Source organism: Pseudarthrobacter sp. AG30 (genome assembly GCF_003116525.1).
Taxonomy (GTDB): domain Bacteria; phylum Actinomycetota; class Actinomycetes; order Actinomycetales; family Micrococcaceae; genus Arthrobacter.
Window position 1 is genome coordinate 173,074 of sequence record NZ_QEHL01000003.1, and the last position, 22,908, is coordinate 195,981.

Here is a 22,908-nt window from a genome sequence, read left to right on the forward strand (position 1 = left end):
CGGACCTCGTCAGACGGTGACCTTGCCGGCGTCGTCCACGGTCCACGTGGGGTTGTAGGCGACTTCCCAGCGGAAGCCGTCAGGATCCGCGAAGTACCCCGTGTAGCCGCCCCAGGGCTGGGTGACGGGTTCGGCGATGATGGCTGCCCCCGCCGCTGCGGCCTCTTCCATGACCCTGTCCACGTCCCCGGCGCTGGCCAGGTTATGGCTGAGGGTGATGCAGGGAACCCCGTCCGGCGGGCTGACGCCTGCCTCTGCCTGCATCTGCCGGGCGTCCCAGAGGGAGAGCACCAGTCCGTGGTTCACCTGGATGAACAGCACCTCCCCGGCAACCTCGCGGTGGACCGGCCAGCCGAGGCCGTCGATGTAGAAGGCCCGCGACCGGTCAACGCTGCGGACGCCGAGGGAGATAAAGTCGACTCTTGGCTCCATGCTTCGATACTGTCAGATGATGGCGACAATTCAAGGAAACGATCGGGATGCCCAGGCCGACAAGGAACAGCTCGCAGCTGTCCGGGTTGCCGTCGATGAGGTGGATGACCAGATTGTCACCCTCATTGCCCGCCGCGAGCGGCTGATCCGGATCGCCGGCACCCTGAAAGGCGACGACGCCGAGGTGCGGGCCCCCGGCCGGGTGGAGCGGATCATCGAGCACGTCCGGGCCGCGGCAGAGAAAAAAGACATTGACCCGGACATCGTCGAGTCAACCTACCGGGCCATGATCTCCGCGTTCATTGAACTCGAACTGAAGATCCATAAGGAAAACAGCTAAGGAAACCCCTACAGGGCTTCCTCCACCGGAACCCCATGCTGGAATTCCCGCCCGTCCGCCTCGCTGAAGGCTGACAGGACGTGTCCTTTCCCGAGCCCGTTCAAGGCCGTGGCGGGAAAGCTCCCGGTAATGGTGTTTTCCGAGTGGGATACGCCGGACAGGTCGTAATCTTCTTCGATTCCCTGGTCCCGGTTGAACGCGTAGCAGGCAATGGCCTCCCCGTTCATGAATTCAATGCACAGCCGCCGCTGCGTTGAATAGTCCGGCGTGGCTCCCATCAAGCCCACCACGTAGGCGCCGGATTCCGGAATGGCGCCATCGATATCGAACGTGGCCACCAGGGTGGAGTCCTGGGTCTTGATGCTTGCCTGCTTCAGGAGTGCGTCATCGGTACTCATGCCATCATCCTGCTCCCTGCCGCACGGTCCGTCCACCCCCGCCTATGTTTTGCCGGCTCCCCGGCGTAGACTTGATTCATTCGAACACATATTCGAATGAAGCATTTGGGAAGAACCGTCCGGGAGGCGCGCATGGGCATGTTCAGCGAGTCCATAGACGTGGCATGTTCCCCCTCCGGGCAGCCTGAATCGTTAACGTGGGCAGGCAGGGACTATCTCGTCTGCGCCGAGCCCGTCCGGTGGTATGAACGCCGCCAGTGGTGGGCTGAAGACGCCAGGGCTCCCCTGGGGAGCGGCCCTGGCGTGGTGGACCACGAAATCTGGCGAATCCAGGTGCTTCCCGCTGCTGGGAGCAATGCTTTAGAACCCCTGACCCTCGACCTCACCCGGCATGTTGGCAGCGGCCGGTGGCGGCTGCTGCGGATCCATGACGCCCTTCGCCCCAGAACAGCATGAGCTTCACCCACCTTCACGTTTCCACAGCATTCAGCGCCCATTACGGCGTCTCCTGGCCGGAGGAACTTGCACAGGCCGCCGCTAGCGACGGCGCCACTGCCCTGGCCTGCACCGACCGGGACGGCCTGTATGGCACCATCAAGCACCTCAAAGCCTGCATGGCTGCAGGCATCGACCCCATCGTGGGGGTGGACCTGGCGGTCTTCGACGACGACGGGGACCACCGCACGCAGGTAGCCGGGCGGGTGGTGGTGCTCGCCCGTGGGCACAACAATGGCGCGGGTTACCGTGCTCTATGCCGGCTGGTTTCCGATGCCCACGCCCGGACCTCCGGGAAGGCCGGGGGAACAGTGCCGGTAGCGGTCACCCGCGCCGAATTGGCCTCCCGGACCCTCGACCCGGCAACGCTCAAACCGGTGCTGACCGTGCTGATTGGACCGGATTCCGACGTCGGCAAGGCCATGGGAGGCAGGCGTTACCTCCGTCCCCGAACCCTTTTCAAACAATGGCTGGATGCCATGCCCGCGGGAACCGTCGTTGCAGAAATCGTCTCCCAGCTCAGCGCGCCCGGCTTCCCCCTCAGCACTGCCCATGCAGTCCGCATGCTCCGGCTCGCCGAAGAACACCACGTCCCCGCCATCCTCAGCAACGCGGTGCGGTATTGCGCTGCGGACGGGGCGCCAACCGCGGATGTCCTTGACTCTGCCCGGACGTTGAAGTCCCTGCCGGAGCTGGCAGGGGAACCGCTGCTCCAGCCCACAGGCCAGGGGTGGCTGAAAACCGCGGAACAGATGCTCGGCCTGGGCAAGGAAATCATTACCGCAGCAGGGTATGGGGCCGCTGACCTCAAGCAACTGATGGCCCAAACCGAGGCGCTCGCCGACCTCTGCCGGATGGACCCCACCTCGGACATGGGATGGAAGCAGCCCGTGGTGCCGGAGGCATCAGTCATTGGCATTACCCGGGATCCGCATATGGAACTCATCCAGCGGTGCCATGCCGGAATTGGCAGGCGGTTCCCGGGGATCGGCGGACACGACGAAAAAACGATGCTGGCACGGCTTGAGCATGAGCTGGGGATCATCCGGAACCTGGGGTTCTCGTCCTACTTCCTGACTGTGGCAGAGGTATCCCGGATGATCCAGGACATGGGAGTCAGGGCGGCAGCCCGTGGGTCCGGGGCGTCCAGCCTGGTCAATTATTTGATCGAGGTAAGCCACGTAAATCCGCTGCAGCACGATCTTATCTTTGAACGGTTCCTCTCCAACGACCGTGCCACCCTGCCGGACATCGACATCGACGTTGAAAGCGCTGAACGCCACAACGTCTACCGCCAAATCTTCGAACGCTTCGGCTCAGAGCGCGTCACCCTGATGAGCATGCAAAACGGCTACCGGGCCCGCGGGGCAGTGCGCGACGCCGGGATGGCGTTGGGGATGGACGACGACGAGGTGGGGGAGATTGCCAAGCAGTTGTGGCGGTTCTCGGCCAGGAAATTCCGCGAAGCGCTGCAGGAAAAACCCGAACTCAAGGAGTTCGCCGGCCGGGTGGAGCACAAAGACGCCGACGGAAACCAGCAGCTGGACCTTCTGGTCGACCTGACGGAGCGGCTGGACCGGCTGCCCCGGCATATCTCGATGCACCCCTGCGGCGTCATCCTGGGAGACGCCACGCTCCTGGACCGCACCCCTGTCCAGCCCAGCGGCCTGGGCCTGCCCATGAGCCAGTTCGATAAACACGACATGGACCCCATGGGAATGCTCAAACTCGATGTCCTCGGCGTCAGGATGCAGAGCGCCATGGCCTTCGCGGTCCGGGAAGTGATCCGCCTGCACCCTTCCAAGGCCGAGGTGGTGGCTGCTGGCCGCCACCCGGCAGGTCCGGATGGCAGGGGACCTGACTACATCGCCGCTGACGGCCGGATCGACCTCAACGCCGTCCCCCTCGATGACGAACCGACCTATGAGCTGATCCGCAGCACCCACACCCTCGGGTGTTTCCAGATCGAATCCCCGGGCCAGCGGGAACTGATTGGAAAGCTGGCACCCCGGGAGTTCAACGACCTCATTATCGACATCTCCTTGTTCCGGCCGGGACCCATGAAATCGGACATGGTCCGTCCCTTCCTGGAACACCGCCATGGGTTCGCCCCGGAGGTGTATCCGCACCCGGACCTCAAGCCCGTTCTCCAGGAAACCCATGGAGTGACGGTCTTCCATGAGCAGATTCTCAAGACCTTCAATGTCATGACCGGTTGTGGGCTGGCCCGCGCGGACGAATTCAGGCGCGCCTTGGGCAACGAAGCGCTGGAGACTGCGGTGGAGGAATTCTTTCGCCGCGAAGCCCGTGCCCGCAATTACGCTCCTGACGTGGTGGACAAGGTCTGGGGAACCCTCAAGGCCTTTGGCAGCTTTGGTTTCTGCAAGGCCCACGGTGCCGCTTTTGCCGTGCCCACCTACCAGTCTGCCTGGCTCAAGGCCCACCATCCGGAAGCGTTCCTCGCCGGGCTCTGGGAGCATGACCCGGGAATGTATCCCAAGCGGCTGCTGGTAGCCGAAGCCCGGCGTCTTGGCATCCCCATCCTGCCCCTGGACATCAACCGCAGCCAGGCGGAGTACCGGGTGGAACGGGTGGAGGAAGGCAAGGACCAGGGAAAATTGGGTATCCGATTGAGCCTGAACGGTATTTACGGGCTCTCAGCGACGGAATTGAAGCGGATTGTCGCCGGACAGCCCTACGACTCTTTGGCGGACCTCAGGGCGCGCTCGCGGCTCAGCAAGCCCAGCATCAGGCGCCTGGCGCAGCTGGGCGCCTTCGATTCACTGCACCGTGAAGCGGGAGGCCACGCAAACCGGGCCGATCTTGTGCAACACCTCCAACAACTCCAAGCAGGCAAAGGGGCACGGAAGGGAGTTGAAGTCCTTGAAGGGCAACTTTCCCTGCCCTTGGGGGATGTTGAACTGCGAAATATCAAACCCGGACTCCCGGCACCCACCCTGGTGGAGAATGTCAGGGCCGAACTCGATCTCATGGCCGTCGATGTCAGCAGCCACCTGATGGACAGCCACCGGCCGTTACTGGACAAGCTTGGCGTCACCACTGCTGACTCACTCCTCAGCCTGCGCAACGGCACCGAGGTCCTGGTGGCCGGTGTGCGGGTGGCCACCCAGACCCCTCCCATGCGCGGCGGAAGGCGGGTTGTGTTCATCAGCATCGACGACGGCACAGGCTGCGTGGACTCAGTCTTCTTCCATGAAGCCCAGGAGAGTGCAGGGCCCCTCCTTTTTGGCACCCGTTTGCTGTTGATCCGGGGCACCACCAGAAGGACCGGACCCCGGGGCATCAGCCTGAGCGCGAGCATGGCCTGGGACCTGGCCAGGACCGCGACTTTGCCTTTCCCGGAATCAACACCGCATCCGGACTCTGACGGTCCACATCCCCTTGACGGCATCAGCAGGGCACTGGCCATCACCGGTTTCAGCGGCTGAACCAAGCCCCGGGCACCACCTGCCGCGTTGGTCGGCCCCAGTCGGAACCTATAGCATTGACGATGGCTGGCTGTGGTCCCCGTATGCCACAAGCTATGAAGCCTGAACTTTGAATAGGAGACACCCGTGTCAGATGCCCAGCAGATCACCCTTCTCGTCGATGGCGAAGAGACCAAGGTGACTACCGGGACAACCGGTGCGGAACTCTTCTTTGAGCGCCGTGACGTTGTTGTAGCCCGCGTCAACGGCGAATTGAAGGACCTTGACCAGGAACTTCCCGAGGGCGCCGAAGTGGAGGGCGTCACCATGGATTCCCCCGACGGCCTGAACGTCCTGCGCCACTCCACTGCCCACGTGATGGCGCAGGCAGTGCAGCAGCTGCGTCCCGACGCCAAGCTTGGCATCGGCCCCTACATCACCGACGGTTTCTACTTCGATTTCGCCGTGGCCGAGCCTTTCACCCCTGAGGACCTCAAGACCCTCGAAAAGATGATGCTCAAAATCGTCAACCAGAACCAGAAATTCGTCCGCCGCGTGGTCAGCGAGGACGAGGCCCGCGAGGCCATGAAGGACGAGCCCTACAAGCTTGAACTGCTGGGCAAGAAGGACGGCGCTGCCGAGGCCGGCGAGGGCGTTAACGTCGAGGTCGGCGCCGGTGACATCACCATTTACGACAACGTGGAGCGCAAGGAAGGCACCACTGTCTGGTGCGACCTCTGCCGTGGCCCGCACCTGCCCAACACCAAGCTCATCTCCAACGCCTTCGCGCTGACCCGGTCCTCGTCTGCCTACTGGCTGGGCAACCAGAAGAACCAGCAGCTGCAGCGCATCTATGGAACCGCATGGCCCACCAAGGACGCGCTGAAGGCCTACCAGGAGCGCATTGCCGAGGCCGAACGCCGCGACCACCGCAAGCTCGGCTCCGAACTTGACCTCTTCTCCTTCCCGGACGAGCTTGGCTCCGGCCTGCCGGTGTTCCACCCCAAGGGCGGCATTATCCGCAAGGAGATGGAGGATTACTCCCGCCAGCGCCACGTCGAGGCCGGCTACGAGTTCGTCTACACCCCGCACATCACCAAGGGCCACCTGTACGAAGTCTCCGGGCACCTGGACTGGTACAAGGACGGCATGTTCCCCGCCATGCACGTGGACGCCGAACTCAATGAGGACGGCACCGTGCGCAAGCCCGGCCAGGATTACTACCTGAAGCCGATGAACTGCCCCATGCACAACCTCATCTTCCGCGCCCGCGGCCGGTCCTACCGCGAACTGCCCCTTCGACTGTTCGAATTCGGTTCGGTGTACCGGTACGAGAAGTCCGGCGTGGTGCATGGCCTGACCCGCGTCCGCGGCATGACACAGGACGACGCCCACATCTATTGCACCCGCGAGCAGATGAAGGACGAGCTCACCAAGACCCTGACCTTCGTCCTGGACCTGCTCAAGGACTACGGACTGAACGACTTCTACCTGGAACTGTCCACCAAGGACCCGGAGAAGTACGTGGGCGACGACGCCACCTGGGAGGAAGCCACCAGGACCCTCGCCGAGGTGGCACAGGAGTCCGGGCTGGAACTGGTGCCGGACCCGGGCGGAGCCGCGTTCTACGGACCCAAGATCTCCGTGCAGGCCAAGGACGCGCTCGGCCGGACCTGGCAGATGTCCACCATCCAGTTGGACTTCAACCTGCCCGAACGGTTCGAACTCGAGTTCCAGGCCGCGGACGGAACCCGCCAGCGCCCCGTGATGATCCACCGTGCGCTGTTTGGATCCGTGGAGCGCTTCATGGGCGTCCTGACCGAGCACTACGCCGGCGCGTTCCCCGCCTGGCTGGCCCCGGTCCAAGTGGTGGGCATCCCCGTGGCGGAGGCCTTCAACGAGTACATGTTCGACGTCGTCGACGAGCTTAAAGCGGCGGGAATCCGCGCCGAGGTGGACACCTCCTCGGACCGGTTCCCCAAGAAGATCCGCACTGCCAGCAAGGACAAGATTCCATTCGTGCTCATCGCCGGCGGCGACGACGCGGAGGCAGGAGCCGTGTCCTTCCGCTTCCGCGACGGCAGCCAGGACAACGGCGTGCCCGTGGCCGAAGCGGTCAAGCGGATCACCGAAGCCGTCCGCAACCGGACCAGCTAGCCGAACGGAAGCAGCAGAGTGCAGGAGAACACAGGCGCAGGGTATCCAGGTGATGCCGGCGTTACCGACGATTTCGACCTCGCCGGTGTCCCGGACGCCTTCCAGCGCCTGTGGACTCCGCACCGCATGGCCTACATCAAGGGCGGCCAGCACCAGTTCAAGAACGAAGACGATTGCCCGTTCTGCACAGGGCCCGCCCGCACAGACGAAGAAGCGCTGATCGTCTACCGGGGCAGGACCTGTTACGTGGTGCTGAACCTGTTTCCCTACAACCCCGGCCACCTTCTGGTGTGCCCCTACCGGCATATCCCGGACTACACGGACCTGACCCGTGAGGAAACGGCCGAATTCGCCGAGCTCACCCAGACGGCCATGCGGGTCCTGCGCAAAGTATCCAATCCAGGGGGCTTCAACCTTGGCATGAACCAGGGCGTTGTCGGCGGAGCAGGCATTTCCGCCCACCTGCACCAGCACATCGTTCCGCGCTGGGGCGGGGACGGCAACTTCTTCCCGATCATTGCCCAGACCAAGGCCATCACCCAGACCCTCGACGAGGTCCGTCAACAAGTGGCCCAGGCCTGGCCCGGGGAGTCGGATGCTGAATAGGCACGCCCGCGGATTCTTCACCGCACTGTTCACCCCGCTGGCCCGTTGGCTGCTTCGGATGGGCGTGTCCCCGGACGCGGTCACCATTGCGGGAACCCTCGGCGTGGCCGTGGGGGCTTTGGTGTTCTACCCGCTGGGCCAGCTCTTCTGGGGAACGCTTTTTATCACGGCCTTCATCTTTTCCGACGTCCTGGACGGCATCATGGCCCGGATGCAGGACGTGAAGAGCCGCTGGGGCAACTTCCTTGACTCCACCCTGGACCGCGTCGCCGATGGCGCGCTCTTTGCCGGGGTAGCCGTCTGGTTCTACACCGGCGGCAACAATGTCATCATCGCCACGGCAGCTTTGGTCTGCCTTGTCCTGGGCATGGTTGTCTCGTACGCCCGGGCCAAGGCCGAGTCGTTGGGGTTCACTGCCAATGTGGGGATCGCGGAGCGGGCCGAACGCTTGGTGTCCGTCCTGGTGGTGACCGGCCTCACGGGGCTGGGCCTCCCCGCGGTGGTGCTCCTGGCAACACTGGTCCTCCTCGCGGCGGCAAGCCTTGTGACGGTGGTCCAGCGCATCACCTCCGTGCGCCGGCAGGCCTTGGCGGAGCCCACACCCGCGGATTAGACATGATTAAGCCTGCCGTGCGGCGGGGGACTAGTATATAAGTGCCCGGTCAAGCGACCCGGCAATCCGTGCGTGCACCTCCGGCAGCTGCCGCCGCATGCCCGGCGAAGATCATCTGTCTACCCATAGGGGTTTTTGTGTCTACACCTGATGTAAGCAACGAGGCCGGTTCGTCCGCGAACAGCGTCACGGGCAGCAGCCGCGTGAAGCGTGGCATGGCCGAGATGCTCAAGGGCGGCGTCATCATGGACGTCGTCAACGTCGAGCAGGCCCGCATCGCCGAAGACGCCGGTGCCGTGGCAGTCATGGCGCTGGAGCGTGTTCCGGCCGATATCCGCGCCCAGGGCGGCGTGTCCCGCATGTCCGATCCCGACATGATCGACCAGATCATTGACGCCGTGTCCATCCCGGTCATGGCCAAGGCCCGCATCGGCCACTTCGTCGAGGCCCAGGTCCTGCAGTCCCTCGGTGTGGACTACATCGACGAGTCCGAGGTCCTGACCCCGGCCGACTACGTCAACCACATCGACAAGTGGAACTTCAAGGTTCCCTTCGTCTGCGGTGCCACCAACCTCGGTGAGGCCCTGCGCCGCATCAACGAGGGCGCGGCCATGATCCGCTCCAAGGGCGAGGCCGGCACCGGCGACGTCTCCAACGCCACCGGCCACATGCGCAAGATCCGCTCCGAGATCGCCAAGCTCGCAGCCCTCCCCGAAGACGAGCTCTACGTCGCGGCCAAGGAACTGCAGGCACCGTACGAACTGGTCAAGGAAGTTGCCGCTGCCGGCAAGCTGCCCGTCGTGCTGTTCACCGCCGGCGGCATCGCCACCCCGGCCGACGCCGCCATGATGATGCAGCTCGGCGCCGACGGCGTGTTCGTCGGCTCCGGCATCTTCAAGTCCGGCAACCCGGCCCAGCGCGCCGCCGCCGTCGTCAAGGCCACCACCTTCTTCGATGACCCCGACGTCATCGCCAAGGCCTCCCGCGGCCTGGGCGAAGCCATGGTGGGCATCAACGTCGACGAGATCCCGCAGCCGCACCGCCTCGCCGAGCGCGGCTGGTAAGTCGCTTCCGCGCCCGGTGGGCGCTGATCCTCGGCGTGCTATTCCCCGCCTTCCGCTGCCGCCATTTTTGGTGGTGGCTGGGGGCGGGGCCCCTTTTACGCACGCTGCCGGATCAGCACCCACCGTCGTGCTTTTCTTTATAGTACGACGCCGGTTCCTCACCTCTCTTGGTGGGGGACCGGCGTCGTTCTTTTGCATCGATTGCTCCGTACTTGTCGTTTTGGGGGCTCTAAACGACGCTTACTGGGCAATCGATGCGGCGTTACTCCAGGCCGCGGCGCTTGAGCAGCGGATCCAGCCGGGCGTCCCGGCCGCGGAAGGCCCGGAAGGACTCCAGCGGGTCGCGGCTGTTGCCGCGGGAGAGCAGCTCCTGCCGGAAGCGTTCGCCGTTCGTCCTGGTAAGGCCTCCGTTCTCCTTGAACCAGTCAACGGTTTCGGCGTCCAGAACCTCGCTCCAAATGTAGGAGTAATAACCTGCCGCGTAGCCCGCCCCCGCGAAGATGTGCTGGAAGTACCCGGTCCGGTACCGCGGCGGAATCAGGCGGTGTCCGACTCCGGCCACTGCAAGGGCCTTCGCCTCAAAGGCCAGTGCGTCATCAGGGATATCTCCCGGCTCCAGCACGTGCCAGGCGAGGTCGAGAAGTGCCGCGCCGAGGTACTCCGTGGTGGCGAAACCTTCTCCCCACAACCGCGATTCGTCCAGCCGCTCCACGACGGCCTGGGGCAACGGCTCCCCGGTGACGTGATGGCGGGCGTAGTTGGACAGCACGTCGGGCCACATGATCCACATTTCGTTGACCTGCGAGGGGTATTCGACGAAGTCGCGCGGCACCGAGGTTCCGGAGAACCGCGGGTAGGTCACGGCGGAGAAGAGCCCGTGCAGGGCGTGGCCGAACTCGTGGAAGGTTGTACGCAGCTCGTCCAGGGTCAGTAGCGTCGGTTCGCCGGCCGCCGGCTTGGAGATGTTCAGGTTGTTGATCACCACGGGACGGGTCCCCAGCAGGTCCGACTGCTCCAACAGGGAGTTCATCCACGCCCCGCCCCGCTTCGACTGGCGGGTGTAGTAGTCGCCCAGGAAGAGGCCGAGGCCCGTGCCGTCGGCGTCCTTGACCTCCCAGACCCGGACATCGGGGTGGTAGCCGGCCAGGTCGGTCCGCTCGTGGAACGTGATGCCGTACAGCGCCGTGGCGGCGAAGAACACACCGTCCGTCAGCACCCTGTCCAGCTCGAAGTAGGGCCGTAGTGCCTGCTCGTCCACGGAGTACCGCTCGCGCTTCACCTGGGCCGAGTAGTAGGCCCAGTCCCAGGCCTCCAGCGGGTGCCCGGCGACCTTGGCCAAGGCGTCCGCCTCGGCGTCGGCGTTCCGGACCGCCGCCGGTGCCAGCCGGTTCATCATGGCCTTGACGGCTTCGAAGTCGGGGGCGGTCTGCTGGTCCACACTGAGTTCGGCGAAGTTGGCGAAGCCGAGCAGGGCGGCCTTTTCGGCGCGGAGCCGGACCATGCCCTTGACGAGGTCCAGCACATCGAGGCTGCCCCCGGCGCTACCGCGGCCGATCGAAGCTTCGAACAGCCTGCGGCGCACCTTCTGGTTCTCCAGTGCGGCCAGGGCCGGCTGGTTGCTGGGTTGGATCAGGGTCAGCAGGAACTTCCCCTCGTGCCCAGCGGTGCGGGCGGCCTCGGCGGCGCTGGCGACATCGTCCGCCGGCAGGCCCGCCAGGTCGCTGGCATCATCGAGCAACAGGGCGGCCGATTTCATCCCTTCCTTCACCCGCTGCCCGAATTCGGTGCCCAGCCGGGCCAGCTCGGCGTTGATGGCCCGCAGGCGTTCCTGGCCGGCGTCGTCCAGCTGGATGCCGGACTGGCGGAACTCCTTGAGGTATTCCTCCACCAGCCGGCCTGATTCGGCGTCGAGGCGGTCGGTGTCGATCGCGGAAAACCTGTCGAACAAGGCCCGATTGAGATATATCTCGTCCTGGTGGGCTGACAGGACCGGCGACAGTTCCGTTTCCAGTTCCCTAATCCGCGGAGAGGCGTCGGCGGAAACCAGCGTGAAGAAGGCAGCTGCCGCCCGGTTCAGCAGTTGCCCCGAGCGCTCCATGGCAAGTGCAGTATTTTCGAAGGTCGGGGCCTCTTCAGAGTCTGTGATGGCGTTGATCTCGCGCACGTGTTCCGCCAACCCTGCCCTGACGGCCTCTCCGTAGTGCTCAGCGGTGAGGAGTGCAAAGGGCGGCAGGCCATACGGCAAGGGACTCGGGGTCAGCAGCGGGTTCGTCATGGGGTAAACCTTTCACAGCAGGCCACGCTTCTCAATTATCCGAAAAGTCGGCTGCGGCGCGTGGCCCTCCCTAGAATTGCGAGTGCGTGCCACGAACGGCCCGCACTTTGCGTGTCCTTTGCCTGGATCCGCAGCAGGTTGCCACCACGAAGGGATCCGGCCAATGACCAAGCCTGCCAAGAGGCCACGGGCCGCCATCCTGGGAATGCCCCTCCGCTGGATGGGTCCCGGGGCGGTGCTGGTGTTGGCAGTGGCGTACGCCTTGTTCTGGTACGCGGTGCGTCCGGCGGGGGAACCTGTCCTTGGCTACGTGGGTCAGTTTTTCGGCGGGGAGTCGGTCCTGCTGTACTCGATCGCCCTGGTCCTGGTCAGCACGCTCCCGCACGTCGAACCGATTTTTGGCGGAATTGACCACGCGGCCATCTGGCACCGGAGGGCGGCCATCACGGCAACTGTCCTGTTGCTGCCGCACATTGAATTTGCGGCCAGCCCCGAGGCCACGAGCCTGGGCAAAACGCTGGCCGTGGTGGCCATCTGCGGCCTTATTGCGCTGGTGGTGTGGGCTGTCCTCCCGCGGTGGCGGACCATGCTTCCGGCGGCCGCCCGCCGCGTCGTCATCGCCTCGCTGCAAACCCGGGCCTTCCAACTGGCAGGCCGCGTGCTCGGTGGCTATGAACGCTGGCGCGGTTTCCACCGGCTGACCGGACTGTTCGTGGCTGCCGGATTCCTGCACGGCCTGCTGGATGCCAGCGCCTTCGAGGCGGCCCCCGTGTTGCGGTGGAGTTACGTGGCCATCGGTGCGACGGGTCTGGCGTTCTATGCCTATCGGGAGCTGCTTTCCCGCCACTTCCTGCCGCACCACGACTACCAGGTATCGGGCGTCCGGACGGTCGCTGCGGACCTGGTGGAGGTGGCCCTCCGTCCCCTGGGCCGCCCCCTGGGTTTCAAACCCGGGCAGTTTGCCATGATCTACCTGGAAACGGCAGAAGGCTGGCAGCGGCATCCATTTTCCATTTCCGGGCCCGCGGGCGAGGGCGGCATCAGCATCACGGTGAAGGCTCTGGGGGACCACACCACCAGGCTTCCGGACGTCATCCAGCCGGGGATGCCGGCGGTGGTCGGCGGCCCCTACGGACGTTTCGACCGGCACCGCGGCACATTTGACCAGGTCTGGATCGCCGGCGGCGTGGGCATCACGCCGTTCCTCAGCTGGCTCCGGTCACTCGACGGGGAACTGCATGAAAACGTCCATTTCTTCGTCACGTCGGCGGGACCCTCCCCGTTCGCCGACGAGATCGCCGCCGTCGCCAGGAACCATCCGCGGCTTATGGTCCACATGGTGGACACCGCGGCGGACGGCCGCCTGACCCCTGAGTCGGTCCTGGAAGCCGTGGGCACCGAACCGCGCAGGCTGTCGGTGTTCATGGGCGGCCCGGACACCATGCTGCGCCAGTTCCGGAAGGCCTTCCGGGCAGCCGGAGTCCGCCGGGCCAACATCCACCGCGAGTATTTCCAATGGCGCTAGGCGGCGGCGCATGCGTGCGGCAGTGACTTTAGCGGGGCCTGCGGGCTGCGTGCTCCCGCGCCAGGACAGCGTAGGCATCGTCCGGTGTTCCGGGGGAGAAGCTGCCGAACTTTCGTTCTGCCGCGGTCCGGATCAGGAAGTCTGCAATGGCCGGGTTCTTCGGCAGCAGGGAACCGTGCAGGTAGCTGGCCACAATATTGCGGTACCGGGCACCTTCGTGGCCGTCAGTGCTGTTGTTTCCTGTGCCCTTGGGAACCGTGCCCAGGGGCCTGACCCCGCTGCCCAGGGTGGTTTGCCCGCTGTGGTTTTCGTAGCCAAGGACTTCGCCGAACTCGCTGGTTGACACCTTGACATTACCGATCAGGCGCTCGTCCGTGCCGTGGGTTTCGACGTCAAGGATGCCGATACCCGGAATCACTGCACCGGTGCGGGTCTTGAAGAAGCGGCCAAAAAGCTGGTAGAGGCCGCAAATGACCAGCATGGGCGCCCCTTCTTCGGCCAGTTCCCGCAATTCGCCGGCCCGGGCCTGCAGATCGTCCTGGATCACCAGCTGCCCGCTGTCCTGGCCGCCACCACCGACGATGATGTCCACATTGTCGGGAAAAGGATCGCCCACGTTGTATTCAAGGACATCGGGCGTGTAGCCGTGCCAGGCGATCCTGCGTTGCAGGACCAGGGCGTTGCCCCAGTCGCCGTAAATGTTCATGTCCCGCGGGTAGAGCTGCACCACGCGGAGCGTGCCCTTGGACGGAGCGGCAGCGGTCGAGGCTTCGGCTGGGTTCACGAGACAACCTCCACGGTGGTGATTTTGGCCAGCTCACGGCGGATGGCCAGCATGGCGGTGTATGTGCAGAAGATCCGCTTGGGCTTCCCGCGTCCTTCCCTGATGAAAGCCGCCAGTGCGGGGGCGATCTCGGGCTGGACAGCGCCGATACGGACGTCGTCGTACTGCAGCCGGAGGGCCATGTCATAGGCCCTGGAACCGGTCAGCTGGTCAACACCTTCGGCCCGGAGCGAATCGAATTCCACATCCCACAGCCAGGACATGTCCCGGCCGTCGGCGTAGTTGTCATTGATCGCGATCATGGTGGCATACCCGCCGGCCGGGAAGGACTTGAGCCCCAGCCGGAATCCGCTCGGGTTCTTCACCAGGACAAGGTCGAGTGGCAGTCCATCGACGGTCAGGCTTTCGCCGCGTCCAAACGCGGGCGCCACCCGGGAGAGCGCCTCCAACAACGTGGCGTGGTTGGCGATGGCGGCGCCGCCGCCGCAAATGCTGCGGGCCAGCGTCAATGCCGCCGCGGCGTTGAAGATGTTGTATACGCCCCGCAGCTTCATCGCCGTGGTGACCGTTCCGCCGTCGTACGCAAACTCGGCGCTGTCCGCGCCCACCTTCAGCAGTACGACGTCGGCCGGCGGCTTTGCGGGCAGGGCCGCCGGAGCAGGGCTGCCGGGGGCTGCGCGCATGTCGTCGTCGTTGGGAAAGGTTCCCAGCAACGATTCGTCCAGGCCGAAGTACTTGACCTCCTGGCCGGTGAGGGTGTCCGCGATGCGTGCCACCCGCGGGTCCTCACGGTTCAGGACAACGGTTCCGGTGGTCTTGGCGGCGATGTGCTGGAGCAGCTGGGCGGTCTTGTCGATCTCGCCAAAGCGGTCCAGCTGGTCGCGCAGCACATTCAGCAGCAGGCAGTAGCGGGGCGGGACGCTGTTCACGAAGTGCACCGCGTGGGCTTCGTCGAGTTCCAGGACCGCGACGTCGGCGTCCAGCCGGCCACGCCAGTCCACTTCGCCCAGGAGCGCCGCCGCCACGCCGCGGGTGAAGTTGCTGCCGGTGCGGTTGGTGAAAACCTTCAGACCCTGGCTTTCGAGCAGTTCAACCACCATTTTCGTGGTGGTGGTCTTGCCGTTGGTGCCGCTGACGACGGCCACGCCGTGGGGGAGGGTGCTGAGCGTCCGCCGCATGAACCCGGGATCGATTTTCTCGACCACCAGGCCCGGCAGGGCCGAGCCGCCGCCCCGAAGCCGGGATACCCGGCGGACCAGCTTGCCGAGCGGAACACTGAAGAAGACCATGTTTTGAATATATCCCAGCAACGGCATGCAACCGCTGCCGGAAAGGTGCTGCCGGACCGCGGGCCGCGGGCCTGGCCGTATGCTGGAGGGATGACAAATCCCCCTTCAGCGGCTCCTGCGCGCGCGGGAGCAGGCCTGCGGATCGGTGTCCTGGCCCTGCAAGGCGATTTCCGCGAGCATCTCCACGCGGCCGAGGCCACCGGCGCCCGCGGCGTGCCGGTGCGGCGCCCCCGGGAGCTGGACGGCCTGGACGGCCTCATCATCCCCGGCGGAGAATCGACCACCATCGACAAGCTCGCCCGGGCCTTCGAGCTCGCCGATCCGCTCCGGAAGTACATCGCCGAAGGGCTCCCCGTCTACGGCTCGTGCGCCGGGATGATCCTGCTCGCCTCGGACATCGCGGATCCCGCAACCGATCTCTCCGGCGCCCCGCAGCAGACATTCGGAGGACTGGACATCACCGTCCGCCGCAACGCGTTCGGGCGCCAGCGGGAGTCCTTCGAAACCGACCTGGACTTCAAGGGGCTGGACTTCAGCGCCACCGAATCCGGGGTGGCCCCTGTGCACGCCGTCTTCATCCGTGGCCCGTGGGTGGAGCGGGTGGGCCCGGGAGTGGAAGTCCTCGCCCAGGTTGAGCCGGCGGACCCGGAGCACGCCTCCCACGCCGTCCCGCTGCCCGGGGCGGCTAGAATTGTGGCAGTGCGTTCCGGCCAGCTGCTGGCCACCTCCTTCCACCCGGAAGTGACTGGCGAAAAACGCGTACACGAACTTTTTATCCGCATGATCAGAGGAGAAGCGTAAAGCATGTCAGGCCACTCCAAATGGGCGACGACCAAGCACAAAAAGGCGATCATTGACAGCCGCCGCGCAAAGTCGTTCGCCAAGCTGATCAAGAACATCGAAGTAGCCGCCCGGATGGGCGGCCCGGACCTCGCGGGCAACCCGGGCCTGGAACTGGCGGTAACCAAGGCCAAGAAGACCTCGGTCCCCAACGACAACATCGATCGCGCCATCAAGCGCGGCGCCGGCCTCACCGGCGAAGTGGTGGACTACACCGAGATCATGTACGAGGCCCGTGGCCCCCAGGGCTCGGCGCTGCTGATCGAGTGCCTCACGGACAACAAGAACCGCGCGGCCTCCGAGGTCCGCCTGGCCATCTCCCGCAACGGCGGCACCATTGCCGATCCCGGGTCGGTCAGCTACCTTTTCACGCGCAAGGGCGTGGTTAACCTGCCCAAGAACGGCCTGAGCGAGGACGACGTCCTGATGGCCGTGCTGGACGCAGGCGCCGAGGAAGTGAAGGACAACGGCGAGACCTTCGAGATCCACTCGGAACCGGGTGACCTGCAGGCCATCCGCGAGGCGCTGACGGAAGCCGGCATCGAATACGACACCGACGAGGTGGAGTTCGTCCCGTCGATGCAGGTGGAACTCGACGTCGACGGCGCCCGGAAGTTCCTGAAGCTGGCAGACGCCCTCGAAGACCTCGACGACGTCCAGAACGTCTACAGCAACGCCGACCTCAGCGACGAAGTCCAGGCTGCCCTGGAATCAGAGTGACGTCCCGCCTTGCCAACTAAGACCCGGCACCGGCGTTGACGCTCCGCGTCCTGGGCGTCGACCCCGGCCTGACCCGTTGCGGGATCGGCGTGGTGGACGTCGAGCGGAACCGCAGGGCCACCATGGTGGCCGTCGGTGTGGTGGGCACCTCGCCCGAGGAATCGCTGGACCGGCGGCTGCTGGTGATCGCCACCGCCATCGACGAGTGGCTGGACCGGTACGAACCCGAGGTCCTCGCTGTCGAACGCGTCTTTTCGCAGCTGAACGTCAGCACCGTCATGGGCGTGGCGCAGGCGTCCGGCGTCGTCATCGCGGCGGCCGCCCGCCGCGGCATCCCGGTGGCCCTCCATACGCCGTCGGAAGTGAAGGCGGCGGTCACCGGGAGCGGTTCGTCCAACAAGGACGCCGTGACCAAGCTGGTCACCAAGATCCTCCGCCTCGAGGCGCCGCCGCGGCCGGCTGATGCCGCCGACGCGCTGGCTCTGGCCATCACCCACGCGTGGCGGGCCGGGAGCGGTGCGGCCGTGGCGACCACCGGGCCGGGCAGTTCGTCCTTGACGCCGGCCCAGCGGGCGTGGGCCGAAGCTGAGGCCAAGGCGCGCCGCGCACGCTGAATGTCCCTGCCGCTTGCTAGGGTATTCGTAGATATGTTCGGATAGCCGGGTGCTCACTGCGAGGCCGGCGATACAACGGGAGCCCGGCCTTGATCAGTTTCCTCCGCGGAACCGTAGCGCACGTCGGCCTGTCCACGGCCGTCATCGACCTCAATGGCGCAGGCATGAGCGTGAACGCGACGCCGCAGACCCTCAGCCGGCTGCAGGTGGGTGAACAGGGGCAGCTCTTCACGTCACTGATCGTACGGGAGGATTCACTGACGCTTTTCGGCTTCGCCTCCGACGACGAACGCGAGGTTTTCGACGTCCTGCTCAGTGTCAGCGGCGTCGGACCCAGGCTTGCCCTTGCCGTGCTGGCGGTCCATGAGCCGGAGGCTATCCGCGTCGCCGCGCACACGGGGGACAGCAAGACGTTCACCAAGGTTCCGGGGATCGGTCCCAAGGTGGCGGGCCGGATCGTGCTGGAGCTGGCCGGCAAGCTTGTTCCGCACGGGACCGCTCCCTCGGCCGGTGCCGCCACACCCGCCGAGGCCGCCTGGAAGCCGCAGGTAATCGCGGCAATGACCAGCCTTGGCTGGTCCGAAAAAGACGCGTCGGGCAGCATCGACAAAGCCTTGGCCGACGAACCGGAGGTCTCCTTCCGGGGCAACGTTCCGGAGATCCTGCGCACCACGCTCCGCTGGCTGGGCCAGGACGGCGCCCGGGCAGGCAACCGCGTAGGCAGCCGTGGCTGAACCTTCCCTGGTTGCGGCGGGGGAGGAGCCGGAAGAACGGGCCATCGAGGCGGCGCTGCGGCCTAAGAACCTCGACGACTTCGTCGGGCAGCACCGCGTCCGCAAGCAGCTGTCCCTGGTGTTGCAGGCCTCCCGGATGCGCGGGCGGACGGCGGACCACGTGCTGTTTTCCGGGCCTCCCGGCCTCGGCAAGACCACGCTGGCCATGATCGTTGCCGCGGAGATGAACGCACCCTTGCGGCTCAGCAGCGGCCCCGCCATCCAGCATGCCGGCGACCTCGCTGCGATCCTGTCCTCCCTGTCGGAGGGCGAGGTGCTGTTCCTGGACGAAATTCACCGCATGTCCCGGCCCGCAGAAGAAATGCTGTACATGGCCATGGAAGACTTCCGCGTGGACATCGTGGTGGGGAAGGGAGCCGGCGCAACCGCCATTCCGTTGGAGCTCCCGCCGTTCACCCTGGTGGGCGCCACCACCCGGGCCGGGCTGCTCCCGGGCCCGCTCCGGGACCGGTTCGGCTTTACCGGCCACCTCGAGTTCTACTCCGTTCCCGAACTTGAGCTGGTCCTGCGGCGCTCCGCCGGCCTGCTGGACCTGAAAGTGAACTCCGCGGGTTTCGCCGAAATCGCAGGCCGTTCCCGTGGCACCCCCCGCATTGCCAACCGGCTCCTGCGCCGGGTCCGGGACTGGGCGCTGGTGCACGGCATCGAGCAGATCGACTCACGGGCAGCTTCAGCCGCCCTGGACATGTACGAAGTGGACAAGAAGGGCCTTGACCGGCTGGACCGGGCCGTCCTTGAGGCCCTGATCACCAAGTTCGGCGGCGGCCCCGTAGGCCTGTCCACGCTCGCCATCGCCGTCGGTGAAGAAACCGAAACCGTGGAGACGGTGGCGGAACCCTTCCTGGTCCGCGAGGGCCTGCTGGGGCGGACCCCCCGCGGCCGGATCGCCATGGCGCCCGCCTGGACGCACCTGGGCTACGCCATCCCGTCGGGAGTCTTCGCGCAGGAACAGCTGGACCTTTTCGATTCCGGGGAAGAAGCCGCCGGCGCCGGCGAATGGGCCCCGGAAGGCCAATAGCAGGCTCCCTTCAGCTTTTCCCTTTAGACTGGTATGACGCCCGGCACGTTCGGCGCTTTGTTTCGCCGGTGGCCCTGACGCCTCCGTCGCTTGGGGAAGGAACCGTCAGGCTTTGCCTGCGTCTACATCCCGCCCCGGCTGAAGCGAGGCCGACGTCGCTGGAAAACCTGCAACACCCCCGCAAAAGAACGGAATTCCCCTTGGATCCAATGTCAATTCTCCTGTTCGTCATGCTCGGCGTCTTCATTTTCATGATGTTCCGCCGCAACAAGAAGACGCAGCAGCAGCAGGCAGAGCTCCAGTCGAAGTTTGCCCCGGGAGTGGAGGTCATGACCAGCTTCGGCCTTTTCGGCCGGATCGTGGACATCGACGAAGCAGAGAACAAGGTCACCCTTGAACTGTCCCCCGGAAACCTTGCCACCGTGCACCGCCAGGCAGTGACCAAGGTGGTCGAGCCTGCAGCTGAGCTGGCCGCCGCCTCGCCTGCCGTCCCCGACGATGCTTCCTCGCTCACCACCCCGGAGACGGGCAGCCCAGTGACGGGCACCGAGACTCCCGAGGAAACCCTGAAGCGCCTCAACGACGAGGGCAAGAAGGACAGCTAGGCCCGCTGGCTCCTTTCCTCCCTCTACCGCTGCGGATTGCCGCCGGCGCAGGCTGCAGCCCGCGCCGGCGGTTCTTCCGCGAATAAGAGAAAGATCGACAATGGCACGAACTGGCCGCAAGAAACCAGGGCTGCGCGTCCTGGTCTGGCTTGGCGTACTCCTGGCAGCACTGACCGCCGTCCTGGCGGGCGGCACCATCGCCGGACAAGCCAGCTGGGCACCCAAACTGGCCCTGGACCTCGAAGGCGGCACCCAGATGATCCTGGCGCCGAAGGTTGAGGGTGGTTCGGACATTAACGAACAGCAACTCAACCAGGCCGTGGCGATCATCCGCCAGCGCGTGGACGGCTCCGGCGTCTCCGAAGCGGAAATCAGCACCCAGTCCGGCCGCAACGTGGTGGTCAGCCTTCCCGGCACGCCGTCGGCTGAAACCCGGAACCTGATCCAGGCATCCGCCGACATGAACTTCCGCCCCGTCATCCTCAACGGTGACGGAGCAGCAGTGCCGCCGGAATCACAGACCCCGGACGACCAGCTGCCCAAGCCGACCGCTGCGCCGGCCAACAGCAGCGACACCAACTGGATCACGCCGGAAATCTACAAGCAGTTCGAAGCGCTGGACTGCAACAGCGCCGCAGCCGAGAAATCGCAGCGGTCCGATCCCACCAAGCCATTGGTAACCTGCGAACCCGCCACCGCCAAGACCCCTGCCATCAAGTACATCCTGGGGCCGGTGGAGGTCAAGGGAACGAACATCGTCACCTCGTCCTTCCAGCTGCAGCAGGGCGCGCAGGGCGCGGTCACCAATGACTGGGCCGTGAACATCCAGTTCGACGCCGAAGGCACGGCCAAGTTCAAGGACGTCACCGAGCGCCTGAACCAGTTCTACGTCGCCGCTGGGGGCGAGTCTGGCACCGATCCCAAGTCCCAGTTCGCCATTGTGCTTGACGATCAGGTCATCTCCGCTCCCCGCTCGCTGGCCGTCATCACTGACGGACGCCCGCAGATCACGGGCGGCTTCACCGAGCAAACCGCCAAGGCGTTGTCCGACCAGCTGCGCTTTGGGGCTCTGCCCATCAGCTTCGACATCCAAAGCGAGCAGCAGATTTCGGCCACCCTCGGTGGTGAACAGCTGCGTATGGGCCTTTTGGCCGGCTTGATCGGCCTCCTCCTTGTGGTGGTCTACTCGCTGTTCCAGTACCGGGCGCTCGGATTTGTCACCATCGCATCCCTGGTGGTGGCCGGAGCCCTGACCTACCTGGCCATCGCGATCCTCGGCTGGACCGAGAACTACCGGCTGTCCTTGGCGGGCGTCGCGGGCATTATCGTCGCCATCGGCCAGACGGCGGACTCGTTCATTGTTTACTTTGAACGCATCCGTGACGAACTGCGTGAGGGCCGCGGCCTGGTGTCCGCCGTCGAAAACGGCTGGAAGCGCGCCAAGCGCACCGTCCTGGCCTCCAAGGCGGTCAACCTCCTCGCTGCGCTGGTCCTGTATTTCGTCGCTGTGGGCAACGTGCGGGGGTTCGCTTTCACCCTTGGCCTGACAGCCATCGCCGACCTCATCGTGGTGTTCATGTTCACGCACCCCACGCTGCAGCTCCTGGCGCGCACCAAGTTCTTCGGTGAGGGCCATAAGTTCTCCGGCCTGGATCCGGAGCGGCTCGGAGCGGTGCCCCTGTACCGCGGTGCCGGTCGCATCCGGACCCCGGAGGACCGGCCCATGGCGGTGCGCGGCAAGAATGCCGGTGCCGCAGCCGAGGCCGAACGACGCATGACCATCGCCGAACGGCGCCTGGCAGAGAAGCAGGAACAGCTCGCCGGCTCGTCGAAAACCTCCGCGAAGGAGAACAAGTAATGTCAGGCTTCGCCAGTTTTGGTAACGAGCTCTACACCGGAAAGCGCTCCTACGACTTTGTGGGCGCCAAGAAGATCTGGTTCCTCATCGCTGCCGTGGCAGTGGCCCTGTCCATCCTCATCCCGGTGGCCAAGGGCGGCTTCAACCTCGGCATCGAATTCCGGGGCGGCTCTGAATTCACGGTCTCCAATGTTAAGACGACCGACGCCACCGTGGGTGAGCGCGCCGTCACCGATGTGGTGGCCGGCAGTGTCCCCCGCGTGGCGAACGTCGCGGGCAACACCATGCGGATCCAGACCGACAAGCTGACCGATGACGAAACCCTTAAGATCAAGCAAGGCCTGACCACGGCCTACGGAGTCACCGACAACGAAGTGACATCCACGTTCGTCGGTCCCACCTGGGGTGCTGACGTGACCAAGCAGGCGTTGATCGGCCTGGCGGTCTTCGTGCTCCTCGCGGCGTTGCTGATGGCCCTCTACTTCCGCACCTGGAAGATGTCGCTGTCGGCTCTTGCCGGCATGGCGGTGACGATGTTCATCACCGCCGGGGTCTACGCCCTCAGCGACTTTGAGGTCACGCCGTCGGCCATCATCGGCTTCCTCACGGTTCTCAGCTACTCGCTGTATGACACCGTGGTGGTCTTCGACAAGATCCGGGAAAACACCTCCGGCATTGATGCCTCCACCCGCCGGACCTTCGGCGAGGAGGTCAATCTTGCCGTCAACCAAACCCTGGTCCGTTCCATCAACACCATGATGGTGGCCATCCTCCCCGTCGGAGCCATCCTCTTCATCGGGGCCGGGCTCCTGGGTGCGGGAACCCTGCGCGACCTGTCGCTGGCCTTGTTCGTCGGCATCCTCATCGGCACCGCCGCGACCATCTTCGTGGCCGCTCCGATGTACGCGTGGCTCCGCCAGGGCGAACCGGACCTCGTCAAGCAGGCGCGGCGCGTGGAACAACGGCGGGCGGGTGCGGCGGAACGGCCAGTTCCGGCCTCGCCGGCCCAGGCCTGATCCGCCGCCGACGGCACCCGTTACTCCCGAAAGACCG

21 protein-coding genes are annotated in these 22,908 nt (G+C 65.3%); 16 read left to right on the forward strand and 5 right to left on the reverse strand.

All coding sequences use genetic code 11. The features are described from left to right. Nucleotides 1-9: 9 nt before the first annotated feature. Entirely contained in the window at nt 10-432 is a 423-nt protein-coding gene (locus tag DC347_RS04035; RefSeq protein ID WP_109044520.1) for a VOC family protein, read from the reverse strand. 16 nt (nt 433-448) lie between these two features. Between DC347_RS04035 and DC347_RS04040 the strand changes: the two genes are divergently transcribed. Next, complete coding sequence (locus DC347_RS04040) at nt 449-772, forward strand: chorismate mutase (protein WP_109044521.1); 324 nt, start codon at nt 449-451, stop codon at nt 770-772. Between the two features lie 8 nt (nt 773-780). On the opposite strand, the gene DC347_RS04045 is transcribed toward DC347_RS04040, so the two are convergent. Next, nucleotides 781-1,170 carry a hypothetical protein gene (locus DC347_RS04045; RefSeq protein ID WP_109044522.1) on the reverse strand — a complete coding sequence of 130 codons (390 nt, stop codon included), beginning with the start codon at nt 1,168-1,170 and terminating at the stop codon, nt 781-783. A 132-nt stretch (nt 1,171-1,302) separates the two neighbouring features. On the opposite strand from DC347_RS04045, the gene DC347_RS04050 reads away from it, so the two are divergent. The 6 genes from DC347_RS04050 (at nt 1,303) to pdxS (ending at nt 9,533) form a co-directional block, all read left to right on the forward strand. Next, nucleotides 1,303-1,626 (forward strand): DUF6504 family protein, encoded by a 324-nt coding sequence (locus DC347_RS04050; protein ID WP_109044523.1) that lies wholly within the window; start codon nt 1,303-1,305, stop codon nt 1,624-1,626. Beyond that, nucleotides 1,623-5,114 carry a DNA polymerase III subunit alpha gene (locus DC347_RS04055; protein WP_109044524.1) on the forward strand — a complete coding sequence of 1,164 codons (3,492 nt, stop codon included), beginning with the start codon at nt 1,623-1,625 and terminating at the stop codon, nt 5,112-5,114. Before DC347_RS04050 ends, DC347_RS04055 begins: the two co-directional genes overlap by 4 nt. A 126-nt stretch (nt 5,115-5,240) precedes the next feature. Next, nucleotides 5,241-7,250 carry a threonine--tRNA ligase gene (thrS, locus tag DC347_RS04060; RefSeq protein ID WP_109044525.1) on the forward strand — a complete coding sequence of 670 codons (2,010 nt, stop codon included), beginning with the start codon at nt 5,241-5,243 and terminating at the stop codon, nt 7,248-7,250. Nucleotides 7,251-7,268: 18 nt separating this feature from the next. Further along, the gene (locus DC347_RS04065; protein ID WP_109044526.1) at nt 7,269-7,856 is read left to right on the forward strand and encodes an HIT domain-containing protein; all 588 of its coding nucleotides are present in this window, start codon (nt 7,269-7,271) and stop codon (nt 7,854-7,856) included. Continuing rightward, on the forward strand, nt 7,846-8,469 hold the full coding sequence (pgsA, locus tag DC347_RS04070; RefSeq protein ID WP_018761461.1) for a phosphatidylinositol phosphate synthase: 624 nt from the start codon (nt 7,846-7,848) through the stop codon (nt 8,467-8,469). The genes DC347_RS04065 and pgsA overlap by 11 nt, the downstream gene beginning before the upstream one ends. Before the next feature lie 137 nt (nt 8,470-8,606). Beyond that, a complete protein-coding gene (gene pdxS / locus DC347_RS04075; protein ID WP_026264497.1) occupies nt 8,607-9,533 on the forward strand; it encodes a pyridoxal 5'-phosphate synthase lyase subunit PdxS in 927 nt (308 codons plus the stop codon). A 262-nt stretch (nt 9,534-9,795) separates the two neighbouring features. Here pdxS and DC347_RS04080 read toward each other — a convergent pair whose 3' ends face one another. Then, nucleotides 9,796-11,808 (reverse strand): M3 family metallopeptidase, encoded by a 2,013-nt coding sequence (locus DC347_RS04080; RefSeq protein WP_109044527.1) that lies wholly within the window; start codon nt 11,806-11,808, stop codon nt 9,796-9,798. 163 nt (nt 11,809-11,971) lie between these two features. On the opposite strand from DC347_RS04080, the gene DC347_RS04085 reads away from it, so the two are divergent. Continuing rightward, on the forward strand, nt 11,972-13,333 hold the full coding sequence (locus DC347_RS04085) for a hypothetical protein (protein WP_109044528.1): 1,362 nt from the start codon (nt 11,972-11,974) through the stop codon (nt 13,331-13,333). Nucleotides 13,334-13,361: 28 nt separating this feature from the next. Here DC347_RS04085 and DC347_RS04090 read toward each other — a convergent pair whose 3' ends face one another. Both DC347_RS04090 and DC347_RS04095 read right to left on the reverse strand, forming a co-directional pair. Further along, nucleotides 13,362-14,117 (reverse strand): type 1 glutamine amidotransferase, encoded by a 756-nt coding sequence (locus tag DC347_RS04090; protein WP_109044529.1) that lies wholly within the window; start codon nt 14,115-14,117, stop codon nt 13,362-13,364. Then, the gene (locus tag DC347_RS04095; RefSeq protein ID WP_206073879.1) at nt 14,114-15,406 is read right to left on the reverse strand and encodes a Mur ligase family protein; all 1,293 of its coding nucleotides are present in this window, start codon (nt 15,404-15,406) and stop codon (nt 14,114-14,116) included. The genes DC347_RS04090 and DC347_RS04095 overlap by 4 nt, the downstream gene beginning before the upstream one ends. A 90-nt stretch (nt 15,407-15,496) precedes the next feature. Here DC347_RS04095 and pdxT point away from each other — a divergent pair, with 90 nt between their 5' ends. The 8 genes from pdxT (at nt 15,497) to secF (ending at nt 22,871) form a co-directional block, all read left to right on the forward strand. After that, nucleotides 15,497-16,207: a pyridoxal 5'-phosphate synthase glutaminase subunit PdxT gene (gene pdxT / locus DC347_RS04100; RefSeq protein ID WP_109044531.1), complete on the forward strand. Its 711-nt coding sequence runs from the start codon at nt 15,497-15,499 to the stop codon at nt 16,205-16,207. A gap of 3 nt (nt 16,208-16,210) precedes the next feature. Next, complete coding sequence (locus DC347_RS04105) at nt 16,211-16,966, forward strand: YebC/PmpR family DNA-binding transcriptional regulator (RefSeq protein ID WP_018761454.1); 756 nt, start codon at nt 16,211-16,213, stop codon at nt 16,964-16,966. Nucleotides 16,967-17,001: 35 nt separating this feature from the next. Beyond that, nucleotides 17,002-17,580 carry a crossover junction endodeoxyribonuclease RuvC gene (gene ruvC / locus DC347_RS04110; RefSeq protein WP_018761453.1) on the forward strand — a complete coding sequence of 193 codons (579 nt, stop codon included), beginning with the start codon at nt 17,002-17,004 and terminating at the stop codon, nt 17,578-17,580. An 89-nt stretch (nt 17,581-17,669) separates the two neighbouring features. Next, nucleotides 17,670-18,314 carry a Holliday junction branch migration protein RuvA gene (gene ruvA / locus DC347_RS04115; protein WP_109044532.1) on the forward strand — a complete coding sequence of 215 codons (645 nt, stop codon included), beginning with the start codon at nt 17,670-17,672 and terminating at the stop codon, nt 18,312-18,314. After that, complete coding sequence (ruvB, locus tag DC347_RS04120) at nt 18,307-19,392, forward strand: Holliday junction branch migration DNA helicase RuvB (RefSeq protein ID WP_018761451.1); 1,086 nt, start codon at nt 18,307-18,309, stop codon at nt 19,390-19,392. Before ruvA ends, ruvB begins: the two co-directional genes overlap by 8 nt. Nucleotides 19,393-19,601: 209 nt before the next feature. Next, entirely contained in the window at nt 19,602-19,997 is a 396-nt protein-coding gene (gene yajC / locus DC347_RS04125; protein WP_109044533.1) for a preprotein translocase subunit YajC, read from the forward strand. Nucleotides 19,998-20,097: 100 nt separating this feature from the next. After that, nucleotides 20,098-21,855, forward strand: a complete 1,758-nt coding sequence (gene secD / locus DC347_RS04130; protein ID WP_109044534.1) for a protein translocase subunit SecD — start codon at nt 20,098-20,100, stop codon at nt 21,853-21,855. Beyond that, complete coding sequence (gene secF, locus DC347_RS04135) at nt 21,855-22,871, forward strand: protein translocase subunit SecF (protein WP_109044535.1); 1,017 nt, start codon at nt 21,855-21,857, stop codon at nt 22,869-22,871. Before secD ends, secF begins: the two co-directional genes overlap by 1 nt. Nucleotides 22,872-22,908: the final 37 nt, after the last annotated feature.